The following is a 17,415-nucleotide window of genomic DNA, read 5'->3' as shown; positions in this document are numbered from 1 at the left end:
TTTTTTATAACAAGAGATTCTAGTATACCCATTTATACTTTGCTGAATAGTACTATCACATTCCTAAATAATGATCATTTTCTATGTAATGAAATACCCTCATCATTCAACATAATAAAGATCAGAAATACGACGTCATCATCAGCCTGAATACCTTTTTACAGTGTATAAAGTTTTTGAAATGTCGAAATTAGACTTAAGTGCAGAATTTTGTTCTAAAACTGAACAAATAGACCCAAGCGTCAAACAAACTCACTCGATTAAGCCATGAAATGCTGCCAATGTCGATGCTACAACTTCAACCAATCAGTTTAAATTTAACGCTTTTATCGATGAATTATTAAACAGCCATACTTCTTATTTAATGATGCTTTTATCATGAGACTTTGCTTTAACTTCTATTGTTCGTTCCACAGCTTTTCTTAATTTATACATGTTTTCTAAAACTAAAAATCAAAAAAAAAGAACGCCATCAAGACGTTCTTTTTTCATTCCAACAGAAACGCTTAATTTTCTGCCGTAGATTCTGGTGCATTAATTTGACGGTGAGAGGTATGTAGATAATCATCAGATTGCATTTCCAATAAGCGCGAACGTGTACGCTCAATTTCAAATGCCAATTTTTCACCTTGATATAATTCAATAATCGTATCTTCTGAAGTAAGCAACAACTTCACACCACGGTCATAAAACTCATCAACTAGATAGATAAAACGACGAGTCCCTTCAGACAAATAATCCGTCATGTGCGGCACATTACTCACTAAGACCGTATTATAAATATTGGCAATTTCAATAAAGTCCGCTGGACTACGTGGTTTTAGGCAAAGCTCAGAATATTCACACCACAGCACATCTTCCGTATGACCAATGGTTTCTACAATACGCTGATTAATAATAATTGGCTCTTGTGAAACCGTTTGGGTTTGCGTTAATGCTGTAAAACGCTGTGCCATCCACAACTTATGTTCATGTGTTAAAGGCGACTTAAACAACTGCGCTTGTTTCAATACACGTAAACGATAGTCTACGCCTGAGTCTACATTTAAAATCACACAGTTCTTTTTTACCATTTCGATGGTTGGGATAAAACGGTCACGGTGGATCCCGTTTTTATATAAACCATCTGGTGCGATGTTAGATGTTGCAACAAGGGTGATCCCACGCGTAAATAATTTTTGGAATAGATCACTCAAAATCATTGCATCCGTGACATTGGATACAAAGAATTCATCAAAGCAGATCACGACTGCTTCTTTATAAATTTGGTCGGCAACAAGGTCTAGTGGATTACGCTGACCTGAAAGCTTATTTAATTCACGGTGCACGTACTGCATAAAGTGATGGAAATGCATACGTGTTTTGCGTCGAAATGGCACAGAATCATAAAACTGATCCATCAGCCACGTTTTACCACGTCCTACACCGCCCCACATATACACCCCTTTCGGTGCAGTTTGACGACGGAAACGACGAAACGCTTTTTTAGAAGCCTTAAAACGTTGGATTAATTCTTGCCAAACTCGATCCAACTCATGCACCGCTTGCGCCTGTTCCTGATCTGGTAAAAACTGACCAGATGCTAAGGCTTGAGCATAACGCTCAGCCGGTGAAATCGGAGTAAATGCGGTGTTGTGTGGTGACTGAAAATCTGACATATCATTAAATACTTTTTTGGGCTAAATGAATTATAACGAAGAATAAACTCGAAGATATAACACTTTGGCAGTAAAGCGCATTGGCTATTTATTATATTGTCTCGGACTATGCCCAAACCAACGTTTAAACGCATGATTAAACGCCGCAGGTTCTGAATAGCCCAGCAATTCTGCAATCATTTCAATTGAATATTCATTATATTCAATCATACGGAGTGCTTTATCTTTAATAATATCTTCACGAATTTGCTTATAACTGGTATTTAACTGTTGCAGTTGATGACGCAAAGTTCTTTCAGGCAAGTTCAACGCTTGAGCAGTTGCTGCCATACTTGGCATCGCACCACTTTGTAATTCCAAATAATCTTGCACACGTTGAACCAATGATGGCGCATCTTCATCGGCGCTTAAACGTTCTAACTCCGCAATACATTTCGACTCATATAATCGAAAAGTAATAATATCTGCGGAAGGGATCCGAATATCTAAAACATCTTCATCGAACCAAAATGCCGCAAATGGCGCACCAAATCGAACTTGAGAGCCATAATAATCAGTAAACATTTTTAATTTTTCAGGATCTTTGGGTTCAGCGAACGGCAAATCAATTTGAACTTGCGGTGTAGATAGCCCCATCATTTTGTACAGATCACGGATGAATTTATACGTTCCAGAAATTTCCGACTGCGCCAATAATGCACCCAGTGGTGCATACACATCTTGCGGTTGATAACATAAGGCCACTTTATGCTGACTGATTTGCAAACTCAAACGCCCAGTTAGATGCGTCAACTGTTGAAAGCGAATTCCCTGATTTAAAGCTTGGCGTAAAGTATCACTGGTGACCAATAACATCAGCAACGGGCCATAACCCGCCAACGTATAATGCTGACCAATAAATAAACCTTGCTCAGGTTCTACATCTTTACCAATGACTTTCAGTACATCCCACTCCAAACTCGGATGAATCACCGAAGTAGGATCGAGTGCATCGACACGCAGCCCGATAGTTTGCAAACGTTGATCGACATCTACGCCTGCTTTACGCATTCCTTGTACTAAATACATCAGGCTTAGAATAGATCGTTTCATAAATCGTAAAATGACATTAAATTTCTTCTTTTTTACTACAAATTTGCAATTATGAACATTGCCGTTTCGATCAATTTTTCTGTCACCTCAATCATATTGTTCTGGTTATGAACTCAAGTATGCTTAGCCTGTAATCTCGCTTGGAATTAAAAAAATGATGCAGGAAGCGCAAACAAAAACAGTGCAAACCCCAAAAGCCAATTCTGAAATACATACACAAATCGCCATCATCGGCGGTGGTTTTGGTGGTATTGCTATGGCGATCCGACTTTTACAACAAGGCAATCAAGATTTTCTGATCCTCGAAAAAGCCAATGATTTTGGTGGAACCTGGCGTGAAAACCGCTACCCTGGCGCTGCCTGCGATGTGCAATCACATATGTATTCACTTTCTTTTGCACCCAAAACAGATTGGTCAAAACGTTATGCCGAAGCACCTGAAATATTTGATTATATCCAACACGTCACCCGTGAATATAATTTAAAACAATTCTGTCGCTTTAATAGTGAAGTGCTTTCAAGTCGATACAATGAATCAACCTGCGACTGGCATTTAGAACTCAAAGATGGTGTTAAAATTACCGCTCAATACGTGATTTTTGCATCTGGCCCGCTACATGTCCCGCAAATTCCACACATTCCGGGCATTGAAAAATTTAAGGGTAAAGTGTTTCATTCTTCGCAATGGGATCATCAATATCCATTAGAAGGTAAAAAAGTCGCATCGATTGGTACAGGCGGCAGTGCCATCCAATACATTCCAGAAATCGCACCACAAACACAGCAACTGTATGTTTTTCAGCGTACCGCGGCTTGGGTCATTCCACGAGATGAACGTAGTTATCATGGTTTAGAAAAATCATTATTTAAAAAATATGATTGGTTTCGAAAAATTCACCGCGCTCGCCTGTATTGGACCAACGAATCACGTGTCGTACCAATTGTTAAACCAACCACCATGAAATATGCGCAAAAACTGGCAGAACTGTATATTAAATACCAAGTCAAAGATGCTGAACTTGCCAAGAAACTAACGCCAAACTACATCATGGGTTGTAAACGCATTTTAATTTCTAATAAATACTTTCCAACGTTTAATCGACCTAATGTGGAATTGGTCAGTGATGCAATACAAGAAATCACTGAAAATGCCATTATTACCAAAGATGGAAAATCCCGTGAAATCGATTGTCTGATCTATGGCACAGGCTTTATTACCGATCCAAGAATTTATTTAAAATCATTTAAATGTATTGGTGAAAATGCTCAAGAACTCAAACAAGTTTGGCAAGCTGGCGCAGAAAGTTTTTATGGCATTTGCACCAAAGGCTTTCCAAATCTATTCCAATTATTAGGCCCCAATACCGTACTTGCGCATAATTCAGTGGTATTTATGATTGAGGCACAAGTCGATTACATCTTACAAATGATGCAATTGGTTTCAAAATCTAATGTTCAAGCCATCGCTGTCAAAGATCAGGTGCAAGACCAATTTAACACTCATGTACAAGACATGCTTGATGGCACGGTATGGCAATCAGGCTGCGTAAGCTGGTATCAACAAAATGGCGGTAAAAATTTTGCACTGTGGCCAACTTATACATGGAAATATTGGCTGGCTACTCGAAAAATAAATCCAGCTGATTTTCGACTCCTAAGTAAAACAAAATCTAGTCATGCAGCTTAAGCAATAACAGGTCATAATAGGCAGGTATTCATTATCTGCCTATTTTTTATGCAATCTTTCTGGCTGATTTTCCAGCTCTTGACCTGTTTAGGGCTTGGTTTTATTCTTGCACGTCGCCTACCCACTTGGCTTGAAAAAATCGCCTTTAAACTCCTGCCGTACTTTACTTATATTTTGTTATTTGCGATTGCGATCGAATTTTCTGAAACATTACACACTATTCCAGCACCTCTGCAAATCCTCTCTTCATCAGTACTTATTGCACTATTGACCTCAATGGGTGCTTTTATTTGCTGCTATATTTTGTTTAAGCTTTTAGGCTATAAACCCAGTCATGGCAAAGTGTCCATGCAGTTAGTGACAAGCTCACTCATCAATATTAGCTATGCTTTTATTGCATTAGGTTTAGGTTATGCTTTTGCCGAAATTGCAGCACATTTTAGTCTTCAGCCACATATGAGTACTTGGGATCTACTTTTAGTCTTCATGTTTCTGATTGGGCTTGATCTCGCCTACTCACCGCTCGATCGTTCTTGGTTAAATTGGAAAATTCTACTTGTTCCACTCGGCTGTATCGTCGGTTCACTTTTGGGCGCTTTTGCTGCTGCCTATCTATTGCCACAAATCAGTTTGAAAGATTTGATTATGTTGTCACAAGGCTACGGTTTCTATTCGATGACAGGCATCGTCGTGACTGAATTAAAGAATGCGCATCTAGGCAGTATCGCGCTGATGAATGATTTATTCAGAGAAATTTTTGCGATTGTATTTATGTATATTATTGGCTGGCGCTACCCACGCTCTGCAATTTCATCTGCGGGTGCAACAGCTATGGATGTCACCCTACCCATGGTCAAACAAGCCTGTGGGAATGATTTTATTCCACATGCCATGGTCAGCGGCTTTATCCTTTCTGTACTTGCACCAATATTGGTGAGTATATTGGCGGCTATCTAACCCCTCACCTAAATCCTCTCCCAAAGGCAGAGGACTTTCTCTCTCCCTTTGGGAGAGAGTTAGAGAGAGAAGGTAAATATTAAAGTGTCGCTAAAATATCTTTTAAAGTCTGACGCATATTGTCCGATTTGGTAATCGGACGACCAATCACCAAATGTGTAGAACCATCGAGCATGGCTTGTTTAGGTGTCACAATTCGTTTTTGATCATCAGCAGCAGAACCCGCAGGACGGATACCCGGTGTCACTAAAGCAAACTCAGCACCCAAAGTCTCACGCAGCATTTTTGCTTCTTGTGCCGAACACACTACACCATCTAAACCACTTTCTTTCGTTAAAGTCGCAAGACGTTTCACATGTTCAAAGGGTTCAACATCTAAACCTAAATCCGCAAGATCTTCACGGCCCATCGAGGTTAATACCGTTACTGCAATCAGCTGAGTGTTATAGTTACCCGTCTTTAAACGCTCAACACAGGTTTCCATCATTTTACGACCACCTGAAGCATGAACATTCACCATCCACACACCCATATCCGCAGCTGCACAAACTGCTTGCGCTGTAGTGTTTGGAATATCGTGGAATTTTAGATCTAGAAATACTTCAAAACCTTTATCATGCAATGCCTTAACGACACTTGGACCCTCATGGGTAAATAACTCTTTACCAACCTTAACTCGACATAATGCAGGATCTAACTGCTCTGCAATTGTAAGTGCGTCATATTGGCTTTTAGCATCTAGTGCAACGATGATACTCAAGAGACTTACCCTTCATTTTGACAAAATTAGTGCATTATAGATGGATTCAACTTGATCAGAAAGTCATAAAACTCATGTTATTTGAAATGATTAATTTGAATTGAGTTATCTCATTATTTTATTTGAGATAAGCGTTTTATTTTTTCAGCCCATAAAAAAACACCCCGATGATCCACCGGAGTGTTAAATATAAAATTTAAATCTACTCATAAAAGTAGTTAATTTACTTCTAAAACCCAATTATAACGGGTTAGAAGGACGCTCATTCGCATCAATATCTAAAACTGTCTTTTCATGACGCGTATGTGCAGCCGCTTCAGCAGCAGCCAGTTGAGCAGTTTGAATTTGCTCTTTGCGTAGGCGGTCAATATCTTTACGTAGACGTTTAATTTCCCAGTTATTTTGAAATACTCGAAATACTTGCACTGCCAATAAAAGACCTAACACCAAACCTAAAGACAAGGTTAATAGCAATAAAAGCCCTAAACGCATTGCAGGCACTTGTGTAAATAACAAATCGACTGAAAGTTCAGTTCCGTTTTGCAGAACCAAAGCCAATGAGTATCCAAATAGAACCAGTAAAATTACGACCAATACGTAACGCATAAACACCCCTAACAATGTTTTGAATTAGTTTGCAGATTCGTTTACCGCATCACGTAAAGCTTTACCAGGTTTAAAGTGCGGTACAGCTTTTGCTGCAACTTCTACTGATTTACCTGTTTTTGGGTTACGACCCACACGTGGTTCACGGTGATGTAATGCAAAACTACCAAAACCACGGATTTCAATTCGGTTGTCTGTAGATAACGCTTCGATCATTTGATCGATCATTATCTTAACGGCCTCTTCCACTAAGGGTTCAGCTAAGTGTGGGTTTTTAAGAGAAATACGCTCTATTAAGTCAGACTTATTAAGTGCTTCAGTAGTCATCTGCGACCTCTTTAATTATCAAGCTACCTAGGATCAGTTTCCTGATAATAACCTGTTTAAATACAAAACGGTAGCGTAATAATCACTTACTACGCTACCGTTACAGTAATTGTGTAAAAAATATTAATTAATTTACATTAATAATACAATTCAAACACTTACTTAGTGGTTCATTTGAGCTTTGATCAAATCACCAATAGTCTTAGGACCATTGTCTGAAGATGCTGTAGCTGTCTTGTTCAAGTTAGCTACCGCTTCTTTTTCTTCAGCTTCGTCTTTCGCTTTGATAGACAAGTTGATAGAACGTGATTTACGGTCTACGTTGATGATTTTAGCTTCAACTTCTTGACCAACTTCAAGGAACTTAGTTGCATCTTCAACGCGGTCGCGGTTGATTTCAGATGCTTTAAGAGTCGCTTCAACTTCGTCAGCTAACTTAACAGTAGCGCCTTTAGCGTCAACTGCAGTTACAGTACCTTTAACAAGCGCACCGCGTTCGTTAGCAGCTAAGAAATCGTTGAACGGATCGCTGTTCATTTGTTTGATGCCAAGGCTGATACGGTTGCCTTCAGCGTCTACTGAAAGGATAACCGCTTCAACTGTGTCACCTTTCTTGTAACGACGGATAGCTTCTTCGCCTTGTTCGTTCCAAGAAATGTCAGACAAGTGAACTAGACCATCGATACCGCCTGGTAAACCGATGAAGATACCGAAGTCAGTGATTGACTTGATCGTACCTGAAACTTTTTCACCTTTGTCGTGTTCTTTAGCAAACTCTTCCCATGGGTTAGCACGAGTTTGTTTGATACCAAGAGAAATACGACGACGCTCTTCATCAACTTCAAGAACCATAACGTCAACTTCGTCACCGATCTGAACAACTTTAGATGGGTGGATGTTTTTGTTAGTGTGGTCCATTTCTGAAACGTGTACTAAGCCTTCAACGCCTTCAGCGATTTCAGCGAAGCAACCGTAGTCAGTTAAGTTAGTTACACGAGCTTTAACGATAGAACCTTTAGGGTAACGGTTCATGATCGCTAACCATGGATCTTCGCCTAATTGTTTAAGGCCTAAAGATACGCGGTTACGTTCGCGGTCGAATTTAAGTACTTTAACAGTAACTTCTTGACCAACTTCAACAACTTCTGAAGGGTGCTTGATACGTTTCCAAGCCATGTCAGTGATGTGAAGAAGACCATCAATACCGCCAAGGTCAACGAACGCGCCGTAGTCAGTAAGATTTTTGATAGTACCAGTAACTGTTTGACCTTCTTCAAGCTGAGCAAGAAGAGCTTCACGGTCAGCTGAAGATTCAGCTTCCATAACAGCACGACGAGATACAACAACGTTGTTACGTTTAGCATCTAGTTTGATTACTTTAAATTCTAACTCTTTACCTTCTAAGTGAGTAGTATCACGAATAGGACGAGTATCAACTAAAGAACCTGGAAGGAACGCACGAACTGGACCGATGTCAACAGTGAAACCGCCTTTAACCTTACCAGAGATAACACCAGTAACGATTTCGCCGTCTTCAAAGATTTTTTCAAGTTTAGTCCAAGTTTCAGCACGTTTCGCTTTTTCACGTGATAAAACTGTTTGACCCATACCGTTGTCAAGAGCTTCAACAACTACGTCAACAGTGTCGCCAACTTGAACTTCAAGTTCACGTTGTTCATTTAAGAATTCAGCGCGGTCAACAATACCTTCTGATTTAAGGCCAGTGTCAACTGTTACCCAGTCAGAGTCGATATTTACTACAACGCCTTGGATGACAGCACCCTTTTCAACGTTGAGGTTTAATTCGCTTTCTTCAAAGAGGGCTGCAAAAGATTCGGTCATGATATACCTAGTAAAGTCAGCGGTCTTGGATCAGACAAGGCCGGTTTAATTAAGCGTCTACATAGTCCGTATAAGACTGATCAAGCTATGCTTCTGCTGAAAATTCTTTAGTTTGCTAATTGCTGATCGATGTAATTCGTCATCAGCGTGAATACTTCATCAATACTCAAAGTTGAACTATCAATGAAATAAGCATCTGGCGCAGGCTTGAGTGGAGCGACTGTGCGTTCCATATCTCGCTTATCACGCGCTTCGATATTAGCTAAAATGTCGTTTATTTTAACATCCACGCCCATAGCCTGCAACTGATTTACACGGCGCTCCGCACGGGACTGAGCAGAAGCCGTTAAATAAATCTTGGCTTGGGCATTTGGAAAAATCGTTGTTGCCATATCACGGCCATCTGCAACCAAACCAGGTGCTTGGGCAAAGGCATGCTGACGTTCCAAAAGCGCAGTTCTAAGTGCAGGAATTGCAGCAACTTTTGAAGCAAACTCTCCAACTCTCTCAGTACGGATAACTTTTGAGACATCTTCACCGTCTAAAAGCACCGAAACACCAGCTTCATTTGTCACAAATTGTATGTCTAAATTTGTTGCAATTTTTACGCATTCATCGAGCTTTGAGTCTAATGCATCAATTAAGTCTTGCTTATGCAATGACAATCCCAACAGACGATATAACGCGCCTGAGTCGAGTAAGTGGAACTGATAATGTGCCGCAATTTTAGCTGCCAATGTTCCTTTACCTGAGCCACTTGGGCCATCAATTGTAATGATTTGAACTGTCATTGCTCTTCCACTTTTGTTTATACGGTTTTTGCAAGTTTTGAAAAACCAATTTTAATCGCTGACTTCAGTTGCGCAAGGATTAACTGACTAACGAATGGCGCACGCGCCTGTAATTCAATCGTATAAGTGACTAAAGTACGCGCAGCATCAATCGCTTCGAATTGAATCACACCCAAATGATGTTTCACCAATGGGTTTTTAATAATTTTATATTCAATGCGTTGGTTTGGCTCAAGCAAGGTTATTTGCTCTTGTAACGGCTTCACTGGCCCAAAGCCCATACGACGTACAGAACCTACGCCATCAGGACGTTCAGGATCCGCTGAATCTTTAACGCGCACCACTTGAATCGGCGCAAAAGCCACGTTATAGGTCGAATGTTTTGAAAGCAATTCAAAAACTTGCTCGACCGGTGCATTAAATTCTTTTTTTACTTGAATGGATTTCATGGTGTACCCTATTTTATTTGACAATATTAATTGTCAGTAGAGTTTACTTGATTTTTTAAATTAAGTTCAGTCAAAGTGGCTTTTTCCTGTAACTTCATCAGTCGTTTTTGTTCACGACGCATTTTAAAAAAATCACTTAATTGTTGGGAGCATTTCTCTTGTAGGCAACCATGCTCAAACTCAAAGATATGATTATAGTAGCCTGAATTTAATAATTGACGCGAACTGACTAAAGAACCTGCTTTAGGCTCAGTCGTTGCAAATACCACACGCTTAATTCTCGAATGTACCAAAGCGCCCACACACATTGTGCATGGTTCCAAAGTTACATATAAGGTTGCGTCGTCGGGTAAACGGTAATTATCGATATTTAAACAAGCTTGACGCAAAGCTTGTACTTCCGCATGTGCGGTTGGATCTTTCAGAGAAATCGGCGCATTAAACCCTGCACCTATGACTTGATTTTGACTCACAATGACTGCGCCTACAGGAATTTCTTGCAATTCGGCAGCTTGCGCAGCTTGCTCGAAAGCAAGCTGCATCCAATGCTCATCACTATGTTGGTTTTGTTCAGACATCAATTAACTAAATTACACCATACTGTCTTAACAGTGCATTCCAACTGTCAATATTGGTTACAGGAGGATAGTCAGCCAAAATCCCTTTAAGGGAAAGGTCTGTACCTTTTTTCCACTCTGGGGAGAGATCTTTATCAACAAGACGTGCACGCACACCTTCCACAAAGTCCGCATGACGAATTTTCCACTCTGAAATTTGAGTTTCTAGTTCAAACACTTCATTCCAAGAATGCACTTTTTTCCCCCACTGCCACAATAACCATGTTAATGCTGCGGTTGCAGGTGAACCTTTTTGCAGATTTTCACTGGCTTGGCGTAGCCAATCACTGCGTGCATCGCTTAAACCAATAATTGATTCATAGTCATGTTCAAAATTGTGCCCACGGCACACACTCTGAATCACATCTAATGAATTTTGTAATGGGCCCGGCCCCACAGGACGATGCATACTATTTAAAGTGTCATCAATGGCACGGAAATCGCCCGCTGGATAATGATCCCAATCAATATTGATGACAGTTTCAAGTACGTTATCACGCTGTGCATCGCAAATGTGGGTTGCCCAGCCGATACCATAAGCACCTGCTGCGGTCATAATCGAGCCTGTTAATCCCGTAAACAAACCAATAGCACCACGGTCAGCTAGGAAACGCGTCGCACCTACATCTGGATACAAACCGATATTAATTTCAGGCATTGCTAAACGCGAATAAGGTGTCACCAAACGGAAAGGTGCGGCCATAAATAGACCTAAACCACCGCCCATGACATAACCTTCGCCCCAAACCAAAATCGGCTTTGCATAGTTATGCAGCAGCAAATCTAGGGCATATTCTTGTTCAAAGAATTTATTCGCCGTTTCAACTTCATCATTGACCACCAATTGTCGCAATTTGCGTACATCGCCACCTGCACAAAATGCTTTCGGCGTAGTGGAATCCAACCAAATCGCTTTAACAGCATCATCATGTTGAAAGTCCTGAAAGACTTCAAGCAATGCTGTACAGATAGATTCATCTAATGCATGAAGCGATTTTGGGCGATTCAGGCGAACAATGCGCCAGCCCTTTTTCGCTTCTTCCACAATCAGATCTGGGTGATAATTTTTTGAAACGGGAGAATAAGTCATGCGTCCAGCTGCCAGTCTATTGGCTCAATGCCATTTTGTTTAAGATAATTATTACTTTTTGAGAACACCTTACAACCAAAAAAACCACCGCGGTTTGCAGCCAAAGGTGATGGATGCGCGGCTTTTAGCACCAAGTGCTTATTTTGGTCAATGCGTTGTCCCTTACGCTGTGCATATGCCCCCCATAAAATAAAGACAATATGCTCACGTTGTTCATTTAAAACATCAATCACATGGTCTGTAAAATCTTCCCAGCCACGTTTTTGATGTGAAGTTGGTTGCCCAGCCTCAACAGTCAGTACCGCATTTAAAAGCAAAACACCTTGTTCTGCCCAGCGTGTTAAGTCCCCATGTTTTGACACTGGTACCCCAAGGTCGGTATTTAACTCATGGAAAATATTACGTAAAGAAGGTGGTAATGCAACCCCCTTTTGTACCGAAAAGCTTAAACCATGTGCCTGATTTGGCCCATGATACGGGTCTTGGCCTAAAATCACCACCTTTACATTCGCCATAGGCGTCGTGTTTAAGGCATTAAAAATCAGCGGATTCGGTGGATAAATCACTTTATCCTGTTTCATTTGTTGTAGCAGAAAGTCTTTTAACTCATCCATGCGGGGGCTAAGCAAAAACTCACTTAGGGCATATTTCCAGCTAGGCTCAAGCTGCACTTTAGCGAGTTTTGCTTGTTGCTCTTCTGTTAAAGACATCACTGTTAACCAATCCTAATAAAACCAAATATTTACTTAAATTCTAATTTGTAAATCAACTGCAGGGTTTAAAAATTTTTGACCCTGTTTTAATTTTTCATACATCTGAGTATCGTTCCATTCCGACTGAACCTGTTCGGAGAAAACGATTTGATCTAACTGCAACAGCCCCATTTGTGCGTTGTCGATATCTTCTAAAAAGCTTTGCGCATAGCCTGTGTCCGTCTCATGTACGATCACAGAATACACTTCAACATCACCCTCACCATTTTGAGTTTCTGTTGATTTTAGAACTTGTTGTGCCAAGTAAAAGAAGATCCGTGAAAACTGTTCTGCTGAAGGCGATACGGGTAGTTCAACCCAACGTGCGCTGAACTGCTTGCAGGCACGAATATACTCGGCATCATCATGTTGCCAAAAACAAATCGCATGATCAAAACTGTCAAATAAGTCTTTAATAACCCCTTTGAGCAAACCGAAATCGTAAACCATTTGTCCATGGTCAAGTTTCGACGCTTTGAGTAATAGTTCGACTTTATAACTGTGTCCATGAATGGAACGTTTGCAGCGGTCTGACGTGCAATTACGCACGATATGCGCGTTTTCAAACTTAAATAACTTACGAATTAACATATGTCGTAATGCAATCAAATAATCTATGGGTTCTCAGAGATTATAATGCAAAAGTCTAACAAGAGGCATTAATTTTGCTGTTCAGCACAATTGGGAAAAGGCATCATGAAAATTTAGCGATATTTAAGACCTAAAATGGTGCCATACTGCGAAAAGCCACATATACATCTTTATCTTTTCGCACTAACTCACTGGTAAATTGACGCTTTCTTTCATTTAAAATAATTTCAATTTGCGCTTTAAAATAGTTCGACTGCACACCCAATTGTGAGTTTAAAACTTCTCGATTTTCTGTGCTCACCTGTGCAAATGGCTCCATTGCCCATAAATCATTGATATTTTCAAAATGTTCAAATTTGGCAGCTTTTTGTTGCAAAGCTTGTTCGACTGCATTGACATCTAAACGATCATCCATGGTTGCCAACAAAAATGCAGGAGCGGTATTAATGTTTACCGTTGTTTCATGCGAGGGCAAGCTACTCACATAGGGTGCAATCAGTTTATATTGAGCACCTTCAAAACCACGGACTGATTTCAACTCTTCCACACTATGAAATTTTGCATTTGGCGGTAGTGCCGCATTATTTAAACCACGATAGTACGCCAGTTCAGCTCCCATCGGGCCAGAGGTCTCATCATCTTCATCTTGCCAATCGATCACAGCTTGACTTAATTCCGCGGGTAAACCAACACGCTGCAATATTTTTTCAAACCATAACTTTGCTTTGTCATTTACCACACCCTCCTCTGAAACCAAACTATTGAGGTTAAATTTGCCAGATTCATCTTGGAGCACACCTGCAACAGTTCCACCTTCCACTGGAAAAGCAGGCATGGGCTGAGCCCAATTTTCTTGTAAATGATCCACCTGCCCTGCATTTTCAGCATCATTTACCAGAAGTTCGGCAAAAAATGCTTCGGCACTTTTCGCATATAACATCGATTGATTTTGGCGCATCACGTAGGCGGTATTTTCAGAAGTATTGGCTTGTTGTTTTGCGATGCCTGCTGCAACAATGGTTGCCAAAGCCACCATCATCAGGATGGTTAATAAAGCAATGCCGCGTTGCTGTTTCATAAGCAACTCCGAACTTCAAATGACCCCACAACCTGACCGTTAACCATTCTTATTTTTATCCAATAAAAAATCAGTATTTAACAAACTGAATAACCATTCGTAGTTTGTCCCATCAACTGTGAGTTGCATCCTGATACCCCGCGGTAACAGTTGTATGGTTTTTTCATTATTCAAATCAGCGGCAGCATCTGGCCAATTCTCTAACTCATTTGGATTGAGTACCGTGATTTTAAATTGCTCTACATTATCTAGTAACACACTCGAATCTGGCTGATCATGCCCCGTTTGGTTTAGATTTTTAAACTTTAGCCGATACAATTTTTTTTCATCAGCTTTGTATTGATATTCCACTCGCTCATCAGGTGCAATACCCTGATTTAATGGGTCAGTGACACCAGTCTTACTGAAATTAAATCGGCCATTTTGCAACACCAGCGCTGGTTGAATATCTCCATTAATATTGGCAGTTAAAGGCACAGCTTGTACCGTGTCTCTGAGTATCTGCTGATGGGCATCTTGCAACTGACTGAGCCGTGCCTCATGGGTTGCGTTTCGTTCTTTCACTTTCGAGACATAATCAAAAACCTTCCAGCCCAATGCAGATAGTACTGCAAAAATGGCAATCGCAACCAAAAGTTCAACTAAGGTAAATCCTGCTTGATTCTTCATTCCTTGCTGTACAAGCACAGGCATATCTTGAGATGTACGTTTTTTTCTAGTTATTATTTTCATCCAACGGAGCCTTATAGTTAAAGAACACCAAACTGCTAATCCCTGCTTCAACATCGCCTGTTTCAGCATTCATCAAACTCACTTGGATATCAATCCGTTGTACATTTGGACTAATGGTGGCTTGGGCTTTTTTGTCAATTTGCCATTGTTCGCCTTGTTCAGTGACTTGTTTTGATGCAGTACCCGTCATCCATTCACGATTGATTTCCATCTTAGCGATTTCATTCAGCGCAACGAATTGTGCTTTATTTCTTAAAATTGCGTGTGCTGTCGACTGTGTATATTGCATCGCAACATTAGACAAAGCCATTGTCGCAGTCGCAAAAATCGCCAATGCCACCATGACTTCAAGTAGCGTAAACCCTTTAGCCCGCATTGACTTTCCCTAAATGATCAATTTCGATTTCATTACCAATGGCACGTTCTTCAAAATAAAACTGTATACGTACAGGCTTTACTTCACCGTTGCCCAACCATATCAACTTGGGTGCATTGGTATTTAACAAATCATCATTATTGGCATTTTCATACTGCTGATCTAAAGGCTGAATCGTAAAAGAGACATTTTCAGGCAATACTCGGGTTTCAAAGTCTTTATAGTTTTGCCATTTATTATTCTGATTTAAAATACTATTTTCTACACGTTTTTGTTCTGGTAAATATTCTTGTACCGCATAGCTTTGGGTATTGACATCCGTTCCAGCTTTTTGCTGTAGGGCCAATATCAATGCTTGATCATTTGCATCGCGTAAAATTCGTTTCAGATCCATTACAAACACTTCACGTGCCTGCATGGCTTTGCGTTGATCTGTCCCACCGATATTTAAAAGCACCAATGAGGCCATAATGCCCATAATCACAATCACCACCATCAATTCTACGAGGGTGAATCCACGAACCGATGATGGTGATGCACTTTTCATAAGCAGCCTTTAAGCGAATTGAGCAACCGCATGCACTTGTTTTGGTAAGGCCAAGGCTTGATCAATATAAGCAACCCGCAAGGTGTCTCTTGAACCCAAATAACGCTGATAAAAACTAGAGTTCAAAATTGCTGCGGCGCCATGTGTAAGTGACCAAATCGAAGCAAGATAATCACGTACTGGCATGCTACTTTGAATCGACTCCAAATAACGCTCAGTCATACGAATGATCAATCGTAGGCGTTGTTTGCGCACTTGATATAGTTCACTAAACAAGTGCTGAATACCCACACCCGTTGTCGATAAACGCTCTTCAATTTGGTGAAACAACACTGTACGTTCTGGGTGATGTAAGTGATGCAACATAAAGAAAGCAAGGTGTTCAGGAAAAGCTTTATCGGTGTCTTTAATCATTTCCAATAACATGCGTTCATTACGAATAATGAGCAACATATATAGTTCATCTTTACTTTGAAAATGTTTATATAACGTCCCTTTTGCCAAGTCGAGTTCTGCCGCTAGCGCATCTAGTGTCATCCCTGCTTCGCCATTTTCCAATAGCAGCTGCTCTGCCACTTGGAAAATTAATGCCTCTCTTGCTCTAAACTGAGCTTGACGATCCATCTTCACCCTATACTCTCTTACTCTTATATCAATTCAAATTATTTACTTAAGATTGAGGAGATTTTCAAAGTTTTGCATTGTAATGAAAGCCATCTCTTCAATTGACTTATCATATACATCACTTAAGGCTTTGGCTACATAGGGAACGTATTTTGGTTCATTAGACTTTCCTCTATAGGGCATCGGTGCAAGGTATGGACTATCAGTTTCAATCAGCACTCGATCCAATGGTACTTGCTTGGCCACATCACGCAAATCTTGTGCATTTTTAAAAGAAACAATGCCTGAAAATGACACGTAATATCCACAATCTAAGACAGCTTTTGCCGTTTCCCAATCTTCAGTAAAACAATGCAAAATACCGTGAGTAGATTTCTCTGCACGGATAATATCCACCGTATCATGCTTTGCAGAACGGGTATGTACAACCACCGGTTTTTTTACGGCTTGCGATGCGTGAATATGACGGGCAAAGCATTCTTTTTGCTCTGCAATAAAGTCTGTACTATGAAAATAGTCCAGCCCTGTTTCACCAATCGCCCAAACCTTTTCAGCTTGTGCTAATTCAATGAGATATTCTTCTGTTGCCCGAGCCATCGTTGCAGGATCTTCACATGGGTGTACCCCAACGGAATAACCTACATCGGCATGACGTGCAGCAATTTTTGAAAGTTCGATATGGTCATCTAGATCAACCGAGATACTCATAAATTTTGAGACCCCGGCTTGACGAGCCTGATCCAATGCAAGATCTAAATTACCCTCATAAGGGCTTAGGTCGAGCATGGTTAAATGGCAATGGGTATCTACAAACACAATATGTACCTACAAGTCTTCAC

At 40.4% G+C, this 17,415-nt stretch carries 20 protein-coding genes; 2 read left to right on the top strand and 18 right to left on the bottom strand.

What is annotated here, in order from left to right; genetic code table 11:
• Nucleotides 1-506: 506 nt before the first annotated feature.
• Together zapE and FTT94_RS10900 are read right to left on the bottom strand one after the other, a co-directional pair.
• A complete protein-coding gene (zapE, locus tag FTT94_RS10905) occupies nt 507-1,658 on the bottom strand; it encodes a cell division protein ZapE (RefSeq protein ID WP_111885050.1) in 1,152 nt (383 codons plus the stop codon).
• Between the two features lie 84 nt (nt 1,659-1,742).
• On the bottom strand, nt 1,743-2,750 hold the full coding sequence (locus FTT94_RS10900; protein ID WP_111885051.1) for an AraC family transcriptional regulator: 1,008 nt from the start codon (nt 2,748-2,750) through the stop codon (nt 1,743-1,745).
• Nucleotides 2,751-2,907: 157 nt separating this feature from the next.
• Between FTT94_RS10900 and FTT94_RS10895 the strand changes: the two genes are divergently transcribed.
• A complete protein-coding gene (locus FTT94_RS10895; RefSeq protein ID WP_180170794.1) occupies nt 2,908-4,437 on the top strand; it encodes an NAD(P)/FAD-dependent oxidoreductase in 1,530 nt (509 codons plus the stop codon).
• A 48-nt stretch (nt 4,438-4,485) separates the two neighbouring features.
• A complete protein-coding gene (locus FTT94_RS10890) occupies nt 4,486-5,394 on the top strand; it encodes a lysine exporter LysO family protein (protein WP_180059033.1) in 909 nt (302 codons plus the stop codon).
• Between the two features lie 79 nt (nt 5,395-5,473).
• On the opposite strand, the gene pyrF is transcribed toward FTT94_RS10890, so the two are convergent.
• From pyrF to FTT94_RS10810, 16 genes are all read right to left on the bottom strand, one after another.
• Entirely contained in the window at nt 5,474-6,154 is a 681-nt protein-coding gene (gene pyrF / locus FTT94_RS10885) for an orotidine-5'-phosphate decarboxylase (protein ID WP_180040242.1), read from the bottom strand.
• Nucleotides 6,155-6,394: 240 nt separating this feature from the next.
• Entirely contained in the window at nt 6,395-6,760 is a 366-nt protein-coding gene (locus FTT94_RS10880) for a lipopolysaccharide assembly protein LapA domain-containing protein (protein WP_078188931.1), read from the bottom strand.
• 24 nt (nt 6,761-6,784) lie between these two features.
• Nucleotides 6,785-7,087: an integration host factor subunit beta gene (locus FTT94_RS10875; RefSeq protein ID WP_067767464.1), complete on the bottom strand. Its 303-nt coding sequence runs from the start codon at nt 7,085-7,087 to the stop codon at nt 6,785-6,787.
• Between the two features lie 162 nt (nt 7,088-7,249).
• Nucleotides 7,250-8,929 carry a 30S ribosomal protein S1 gene (rpsA, locus tag FTT94_RS10870; RefSeq protein ID WP_168378903.1) on the bottom strand — a complete coding sequence of 560 codons (1,680 nt, stop codon included), beginning with the start codon at nt 8,927-8,929 and terminating at the stop codon, nt 7,250-7,252.
• 107 nt (nt 8,930-9,036) lie between these two features.
• Nucleotides 9,037-9,720 (bottom strand): (d)CMP kinase, encoded by a 684-nt coding sequence (gene cmk / locus FTT94_RS10865; protein WP_168378902.1) that lies wholly within the window; start codon nt 9,718-9,720, stop codon nt 9,037-9,039.
• Nucleotides 9,721-9,737: 17 nt separating this feature from the next.
• A complete protein-coding gene (locus FTT94_RS10860) occupies nt 9,738-10,169 on the bottom strand; it encodes an SRPBCC family protein (protein ID WP_111885054.1) in 432 nt (143 codons plus the stop codon).
• Between the two features lie 26 nt (nt 10,170-10,195).
• On the bottom strand, nt 10,196-10,747 hold the full coding sequence (gene tadA / locus FTT94_RS10855) for a tRNA adenosine(34) deaminase TadA (protein WP_180170784.1): 552 nt from the start codon (nt 10,745-10,747) through the stop codon (nt 10,196-10,198).
• Nucleotides 10,748-10,754: 7 nt separating this feature from the next.
• Nucleotides 10,755-11,876, bottom strand: a complete 1,122-nt coding sequence (locus FTT94_RS10850) for an enoyl-CoA hydratase/isomerase family protein (protein ID WP_180170783.1) — start codon at nt 11,874-11,876, stop codon at nt 10,755-10,757.
• Complete coding sequence (gene ung / locus FTT94_RS10845; RefSeq protein ID WP_180170793.1) at nt 11,873-12,586, bottom strand: uracil-DNA glycosylase; 714 nt, start codon at nt 12,584-12,586, stop codon at nt 11,873-11,875. The genes FTT94_RS10850 and ung overlap by 4 nt, the downstream gene beginning before the upstream one ends.
• A gap of 36 nt (nt 12,587-12,622) precedes the next feature.
• Nucleotides 12,623-13,219, bottom strand: a complete 597-nt coding sequence (locus FTT94_RS10840) for a 6-carboxytetrahydropterin synthase (RefSeq protein ID WP_180170782.1) — start codon at nt 13,217-13,219, stop codon at nt 12,623-12,625.
• A 130-nt stretch (nt 13,220-13,349) separates the two neighbouring features.
• A complete protein-coding gene (gspK, locus tag FTT94_RS10835; RefSeq protein WP_078193662.1) occupies nt 13,350-14,297 on the bottom strand; it encodes a type II secretion system minor pseudopilin GspK in 948 nt (315 codons plus the stop codon).
• A gap of 39 nt (nt 14,298-14,336) precedes the next feature.
• The gene (gspJ, locus tag FTT94_RS10830; protein WP_078193724.1) at nt 14,337-14,966 is read right to left on the bottom strand and encodes a type II secretion system minor pseudopilin GspJ; all 630 of its coding nucleotides are present in this window, start codon (nt 14,964-14,966) and stop codon (nt 14,337-14,339) included.
• A gap of 46 nt (nt 14,967-15,012) precedes the next feature.
• Nucleotides 15,013-15,405 carry a type II secretion system minor pseudopilin GspI gene (gene gspI / locus FTT94_RS10825; protein ID WP_180022530.1) on the bottom strand — a complete coding sequence of 131 codons (393 nt, stop codon included), beginning with the start codon at nt 15,403-15,405 and terminating at the stop codon, nt 15,013-15,015.
• Nucleotides 15,395-15,952 carry a type II secretion system protein gene (locus FTT94_RS10820; protein ID WP_180049347.1) on the bottom strand — a complete coding sequence of 186 codons (558 nt, stop codon included), beginning with the start codon at nt 15,950-15,952 and terminating at the stop codon, nt 15,395-15,397. The genes gspI and FTT94_RS10820 overlap by 11 nt, the downstream gene beginning before the upstream one ends.
• A gap of 9 nt (nt 15,953-15,961) precedes the next feature.
• Entirely contained in the window at nt 15,962-16,576 is a 615-nt protein-coding gene (locus tag FTT94_RS10815; protein ID WP_168378896.1) for a TetR/AcrR family transcriptional regulator, read from the bottom strand.
• A 42-nt stretch (nt 16,577-16,618) separates the two neighbouring features.
• On the bottom strand, nt 16,619-17,392 hold the full coding sequence (locus tag FTT94_RS10810; RefSeq protein WP_180054571.1) for a TatD family hydrolase: 774 nt from the start codon (nt 17,390-17,392) through the stop codon (nt 16,619-16,621).
• Between the last annotated feature and the right edge of the window lie 23 nt (nt 17,393-17,415).

Origin of the sequence: Acinetobacter sp. YH12027 (genome assembly GCF_013420085.1) — a bacterium.
Classification (GTDB): Bacteria; Pseudomonadota; Gammaproteobacteria; order Pseudomonadales; family Moraxellaceae; genus Acinetobacter; species Acinetobacter amyesii.
Note: the sequence above shows the minus strand (reverse complement) of the source record. Positions and strands in the feature narration are given on the sequence as shown.

Bases quoted from the DNA above. Each gene is read 5' to 3' on its own strand.
- FTT94_RS10890 (WP_180059033.1), top strand. From the start codon at position 4,486: ATGCAATCTTTCTGGCTGATTTTCCAGCTCTTGACCTGTTTAGGGCTT.
- tadA (WP_180170784.1), bottom strand. From the start codon at position 10,747: ATGTCTGAACAAAACCAACATAGTGATGAGCATTGGATGCAGCTTGCT.
- FTT94_RS10895 (WP_180170794.1), top strand. From the start codon at position 2,908: ATGCAGGAAGCGCAAACAAAAACAGTGCAAACCCCAAAAGCCAATTCT.
- FTT94_RS10850 (WP_180170783.1), bottom strand. From the start codon at position 11,876: ATGACTTATTCTCCCGTTTCAAAAAATTATCACCCAGATCTGATTGTG.
- gspK (WP_078193662.1), bottom strand. From the start codon at position 14,297: ATGAAACAGCAACGCGGCATTGCTTTATTAACCATCCTGATGATGGTG.
- rpsA (WP_168378903.1), bottom strand. From the start codon at position 8,929: ATGACCGAATCTTTTGCAGCCCTCTTTGAAGAAAGCGAATTAAACCTC.
- FTT94_RS10880 (WP_078188931.1), bottom strand. From the start codon at position 6,760: ATGCGTTACGTATTGGTCGTAATTTTACTGGTTCTATTTGGATACTCA.
- gspI (WP_180022530.1), bottom strand. From the start codon at position 15,405: ATGCGGGCTAAAGGGTTTACGCTACTTGAAGTCATGGTGGCATTGGCG.
- FTT94_RS10875 (WP_067767464.1), bottom strand. From the start codon at position 7,087: ATGACTACTGAAGCACTTAATAAGTCTGACTTAATAGAGCGTATTTCT.
- gspJ (WP_078193724.1), bottom strand. From the start codon at position 14,966: ATGAAGAATCAAGCAGGATTTACCTTAGTTGAACTTTTGGTTGCGATT.
- FTT94_RS10840 (WP_180170782.1), bottom strand. From the start codon at position 13,219: ATGTTAATTCGTAAGTTATTTAAGTTTGAAAACGCGCATATCGTGCGT.
- FTT94_RS10815 (WP_168378896.1), bottom strand. From the start codon at position 16,576: ATGGATCGTCAAGCTCAGTTTAGAGCAAGAGAGGCATTAATTTTCCAA.
- ung (WP_180170793.1), bottom strand. From the start codon at position 12,586: ATGTCTTTAACAGAAGAGCAACAAGCAAAACTCGCTAAAGTGCAGCTT.
- FTT94_RS10860 (WP_111885054.1), bottom strand. From the start codon at position 10,169: ATGAAATCCATTCAAGTAAAAAAAGAATTTAATGCACCGGTCGAGCAA.
- FTT94_RS10900 (WP_111885051.1), bottom strand. From the start codon at position 2,750: ATGAAACGATCTATTCTAAGCCTGATGTATTTAGTACAAGGAATGCGT.
- zapE (WP_111885050.1), bottom strand. From the start codon at position 1,658: ATGTCAGATTTTCAGTCACCACACAACACCGCATTTACTCCGATTTCA.
- cmk (WP_168378902.1), bottom strand. From the start codon at position 9,720: ATGACAGTTCAAATCATTACAATTGATGGCCCAAGTGGCTCAGGTAAA.
- FTT94_RS10820 (WP_180049347.1), bottom strand. From the start codon at position 15,952: ATGAAAAGTGCATCACCATCATCGGTTCGTGGATTCACCCTCGTAGAA.